Annotated in this window: 6 protein-coding genes; all 6 read left to right on the forward strand. The window is 39.3% G+C overall.

Going from position 1 to position 5,235, the window contains the following annotated elements:
- A partial coding sequence (locus tag AC52RT_RS08715; protein ID WP_495540381.1) for a DUF8743 domain-containing protein occupies positions 1-661 on the forward strand: 661 nt, incomplete at its 5' end.
- Positions 662-1,590: 929 nt separating this feature from the next.
- Positions 1,591-2,175 carry a DsbA family oxidoreductase gene (locus AC52RT_RS08720; protein WP_495540382.1) on the forward strand — a complete coding sequence of 195 codons (585 nt, stop codon included), beginning with the start codon at positions 1,591-1,593 and terminating at the stop codon, positions 2,173-2,175.
- 81 nt (positions 2,176-2,256) lie between these two features.
- Positions 2,257-3,090: a transporter substrate-binding domain-containing protein gene (locus AC52RT_RS08725; protein WP_495540383.1), complete on the forward strand. Its 834-nt coding sequence runs from the start codon at positions 2,257-2,259 to the stop codon at positions 3,088-3,090.
- A gap of 18 nt (positions 3,091-3,108) precedes the next feature.
- Positions 3,109-3,846, forward strand: coding sequence for an amino acid ABC transporter permease (locus AC52RT_RS08730; RefSeq protein WP_495540384.1), 738 nt, complete (start codon positions 3,109-3,111; stop codon positions 3,844-3,846).
- A gap of 10 nt (positions 3,847-3,856) precedes the next feature.
- On the forward strand, positions 3,857-4,597 hold the full coding sequence (locus AC52RT_RS08735) for an amino acid ABC transporter ATP-binding protein (protein ID WP_495540385.1): 741 nt from the start codon (positions 3,857-3,859) through the stop codon (positions 4,595-4,597).
- 59 nt (positions 4,598-4,656) lie between these two features.
- Positions 4,657-5,235, forward strand: a 579-nt coding sequence (locus AC52RT_RS08740; RefSeq protein WP_495540386.1) for an amidohydrolase, incomplete at its 3' end; no start/stop codon positions are given.

Genomic DNA, 5,235 nt, shown 5'->3' on the forward strand with positions numbered 1-5,235 from the left:
AATCCTTCCAAGAGGTACTGAAGGAGAATGGAAATCTTCGTTGGTAGAGAAGGTTTTGGTTGGTTTAGTACCTGATCCATTATCCTATACAGATTTTATACGTTCCAGATCATATAGAATACCGATTTCTTCTCTAAAAAAAGGATGGCAAGAAGCAAAATATGTTGCCTTGTATCTAAAGGAAGGAATTACAAGCCAAAAAGGGATTAAAGAGTATGGACTCATTCGGGATGTAGAGATTCAAGATGACCATGTAGTCTACTCTATTGATGTTTGGAAGGAATTAAGACACCCTATTAAACCGGTTCGGTATGGAATTGGCACAAGTATGATAACCAGTTTCACACAATTGATGGAAGCAAGAGAGTTACCGGAACTTTATTTGAAATCAAGAGAAGAAATGATTTTGTGGAAGATGCTAAGGAGAGTTTCGGACCGAATTCAAATTAGTTTAGATCATGAAGAACTTGATAAAGCTACGGCTGTGAGCGATTTTACATTTAAGGATATACAAGCTGTTTTAAATCAGGATAATCAAGAGATAACTTTTAATAAAGGTGAGTACCATGAAACTGTTTCATGGTCAAAATTAAAAACTCACCCTACATCGGTATTTAAATTAATACTTTCATTATTAGATGAGAGATTGACTAAGTTCTGAGTCAGTCTCTTTTTCGTTAAGTTGATGCACTTTTCTAATAGGCTGTTTTCGTAAAGATTATTGCTTTCTTAATTGATGTATGAAACAGAATATCTTTACATATACCAGCATAATTAAGTGTTGAAAACTCTTGAAGTAATATTTTCAGTATTATATTATGTTAAAATAATAAAAAAGTTATAAAAGTGAGGACTAAATTATGTTTAAAAATCCAGCTATATGGACAATTATTACAGCCATTATAACTGCTATGGTTTATATTGATGTGTTTTTTCTTGAATTATATTTATTCACTATTCCTTTAGCAGTTTTAGTTGCTATTATTTCCATAATTATATCTGTTGTGCAAAAAAGATATATTTATATATTTTTCAATTTACCATTAGCTATCATTGCGTGTATGTGTTATGTCTTATTTCCTTGGTAAAATTTGCTCTTCAAAGGATGCCTATTATGGGTGTCCTTTTTTAGTTGGCTATATTGTTGTTTTAAATAGGTTCAGTGAATAAGACCAGTATTAAATGTTGAGGGAAGCTTAAGGTGCGAGACTCCTGCGGGATAGATGAGGCCCCACAGGCACTATACGTCGAGGAGGATCAGCACCCGGCACTCAGAAAGTAAGCATCCTAGAGCAGAATGTAACTCAATTTTGTTCATAAGCAACAAAGCCTACGAAAACAGCCTTCTAATTCGCCATAGCTAACGTTATCGAGGACGATAGTTTTGTATCTTTCTAAATCCATCATTTCTACATATAAGAAGTCTTCTATAAAATCCATTCTACCTTTCTCCTTTTTTATCCATTTATTCTCATTTTACCTCATCATTTCGTAAATGACTCTATGATAAGTGAATGCTATATTTCTTTTAACTTTCAAAATATTTTGCTAAAATATTGTTTTATAACCAAAATAAAGGAAGCGAAACCTATGAATAATGAACTTACCGTGTTTTTTGATTACAATTGTCCGTTTTGTTATGTGGAATCGATTCGACTTCAAGCTTTGGTAGAGGAAGGGATCGACATAAAGTGGCGTTCTTATCAGAAGCCGGATAATGCATTTCCACCGGAAAAGCCTGCTGATTATGGGGAACAGGTGCAAGCCTTTTTGAAAATGCTACGGGAAGAGAAGGGGATGAAGATTCAATCTCCGCCGGAAAAAGCCTCTACACTTTTAGCCCATATTGGGGGGAAGTATGCATTGGAGAAAGGAAGATTTCCTGAGTATCAGAGTCATATTTTTAAAGCGATTTGGCAGGATGGTCAAACAGTGGATTCAATGGATGTACTGATGTCGATTGCCCGTACATTGGAGTTTAATGAAGCAGAATTTAGGGTTGCTTTGGAAAATACCTATTATCGTCAGTTTGTGGAGAAGGATTTACAAGAGGTGGAGGAGCGCAAAATCTGGACAATTCCGTATTATATAGGTGTGACATCTAAAATAGAAGTCTTCCATTTTAATGAAATACCTTCTTTGGACCAAATTAGAATATTAATGGATAAAAATTAGTGTATTTTCAAATTATTGATTAAATTTACAATAAATGATATATTCTAAACCTAGTATTTTAATGGGAAAAGAGGGGTACGAGTGAAAGCATCCAGAAAAGCTGTATTTATACTGCTATTATTAGTGACTGTGGTACTTGCTGCGTGTGGTCAGGATCAAAAGGGTGAAAAGGCCAGCCAATGGGGAGAGATTAAAGAGAAGGGTACATTGGTGATTGGTACGACTGGTACATATTATCCGATGGATTATAAAGATCCGAAAACGAATGAATTGACTGGATTCGAAGTGGAGATTGCGAAGGAATCTGCTAAACGATTGGGATTAAAAGTAGAGTTCAAAACGATGGAGTTTGATGGCATTTTGCCAGCGCTCCGCAATGGGCAAATTGATTTAGCTTCCAATAACTTTACGATTAATGAAGAGCGGAAAAAGAAATTTGACTTTACTGCTCCATACAAGCATTCCTATGGAACAATCGTTGTACGAGCGGAGGATCATTCAGGCATTGAGTCAGTTGAGGACTTCAAAGGAAAGAAATTCGGCGATTCACCAACGAGTAACTTCGCTGATTTTGCCAATAAGAACGGAGCGGAAGTGATCTCTTATACACAGGGGATTGATACGATTCTTCGGGATATCGGTGTGGGACGAATTGATGGCGTTCTCAATGACCGATTAATGCTTGAGATTGCGATGGAGAAAATGAAGGATGATAAGCTTACCATCCTTGAAGATATTAAATTCCAGCCGAATGTTGGGGTTATGGTCATGAAGAAGGATTCGCCGGAATTGAAAGAAAAGATTGATGGTGAAATTAAGAAGATGCTAGAAGATGGGACGATTAAAGAACTATCGATGAAATATTTCGGTATGGACGTGACTCAGAAAGTGGATGACAAAGATATCATCCAATAATGTGAATGTTATATTTTGATGAAAAAAGGAGTCGATAGATTCCTTTTTTCATGGTCTAAGGTGGAGGAAGAGAGTTTGAGTGATTTTAAGTGGGAGTATGTATTTAACTGGGATTTGGTGGTCGAATCCTTTCCGTTTATTATAGAAGGGCTGCGTTACACTTTATGGATTGCGCTTGCCAGCATGGTGATTGGTGTCATACTCGGACTTATCGTGTGTATGGCAAGAATGTCTAAATATAGAGCCATCCGGTGGCCGGGGAGATTTTATATTTCTTTTATGCGCGGAACGCCACTGCTTGTATGGTTGTTCATCTTGTTCTATGGCATGCCAATGGCAGGGGTGGAATTTACTCCTGTCCAGGCGGGAATCTTGGGCGTCAGTACCCATTTTGCGGGGTATATTGCGGAGGTGATCCGTTCGGCGGTCCTATCGATTCCAAAAGGGCAATGGGAAGCAGCAGCTGTTTTACGTTTAAATTACTGGCAGACGATGAGAAGGGTTATTTTTCCGCAGGCGACAAGGGTTGCCCTGCCGCCGTTATTCAGTTTATTTATTGATATTATTAAGGGTACTTCAATGACGGCTGTCATTACAGTACCGGAGATTCTATACAATGCCAAGGTCGTTGCCGGCAGAACCTATGAAACTTTGACCATGTATATACTGGTAGCACTAATCTATTGGGCGATTTGTACGATTGGCTCCATGTTGCAAAATTATCTTGAAAAACGATATAGCAGGCATATCGGGTAGGTGAAATCATATGATAACCATTAAAAATATACAGAAGAAATTTGGTAACCAAGAAGTATTAAAATCGATTGACTTTCAGGTGAATAAGGGTGATGTGGTTTGTTTAATCGGACCTTCCGGCTCTGGAAAAACAACCTTACTGCGCTGTTTGAACTTACTTGAGGTACCCGAAGGAGGCAGCATCACGATTGGGGATACAACCATTGGTTTCAATGGAAAACAGCCGAGCCGAAAGCAAATTGCCAAGATTCGTGAGTACTCGGGAATGGTTTTTCAAGACTTCAATTTGTTCCCTCATAAAACCGTAATTGAAAATTTGATTGAAGCACCTGTTTTGGTTCAAAAACGAAATAAACAAGAGGTGCTGGCGGAAGCGGAACAATTGCTAGCCAAGGTTGGACTGACCGAACATAAGGATAAATTTCCTGCTCAGCTTTCCGGCGGACAAAGCCAGCGCGCGGCGATTGCAAGAGCTTTGGCAATGAAGCCCGAGGTTCTGTTATTTGATGAACCAACCTCGGCGCTTGATCCGGAACTGGTTGGAGAGGTTCTGAATGTCATGAAGGAACTCGCTAAGGAAGGACAAACCATGCTTGTTGTGACTCATGAAATGGGATTTGCAGAGGAAGTAGCCGATTATGTTGTCTTTATGGCAGATGGACATGTGGTCGAAGCAGATCGTCCGGAAGCCTTGTTTAATCATCCGTCTAAAGAGCGCACGAAGCAATTCTTGAAAAAACTCGCTAATTAAAACAGCATGAATAGGATGTATTATTTGTCAGTATCATTGATAGAAAGAAGGAATCCATGATGAAGGAAGAGCTGAAATCAAAGCTGCTTGCTTATCGGCACGAATTACATACCTATCCGGAACTCTCTTTTCAAGAATTCGAAACAACGAAGCGGATTCGAAAATGGATGGGCGAAGCTGGGGTTACGATTCTGGATTATCCAATTGAAACTGGCGTGATTGCCGAGATTAAAGGAGAGCTGCCTGGTCCGACTATTGCTTTACGAGCGGATATTGATGCTTTACCAATCCAGGAAGCAACCGGATTACTGTTTGCTTCTGAACGGGATGGTGTGATGCATGCCTGTGGTCATGATTTTCATACAGTGTCTATGATTGGTGCTGCCATCCTTCTGCAGGAAAGAAAGAAGGAAATCAAAGGGACCGTTCGAATGATTTTTCAACCAGCTGAGGAAGTGGCTCAAGGAGCCGTCTATTTAGAACGAGCAGGCGTCCTAGATGGAGTGTCGGCGATTTTTGGCATGCATAATAAGCCAGATTTGCCTGTTGGGACAATCGGAATTAGGGAAGGTTCCTTGATGGCAAGTGTGGATCGCTTTGAGATTGAGGTGACTGGAGTTGGTGGGCATGCTGGAATT

The organism is Peribacillus sp., assembly GCF_059453735.1.

Excerpts from the sequence above, each read along its gene's own strand:
- AC52RT_RS08720 (WP_495540382.1), top strand. The coding sequence starts at position 1,591 with ATGAATAATGAACTTACCGTGTTTTTTGATTACAATTGTCCGTTTTGT.
- AC52RT_RS08730 (WP_495540384.1), top strand. The coding sequence starts at position 3,109 with ATGAAAAAAGGAGTCGATAGATTCCTTTTTTCATGGTCTAAGGTGGAG.
- AC52RT_RS08735 (WP_495540385.1), top strand. The coding sequence starts at position 3,857 with ATGATAACCATTAAAAATATACAGAAGAAATTTGGTAACCAAGAAGTA.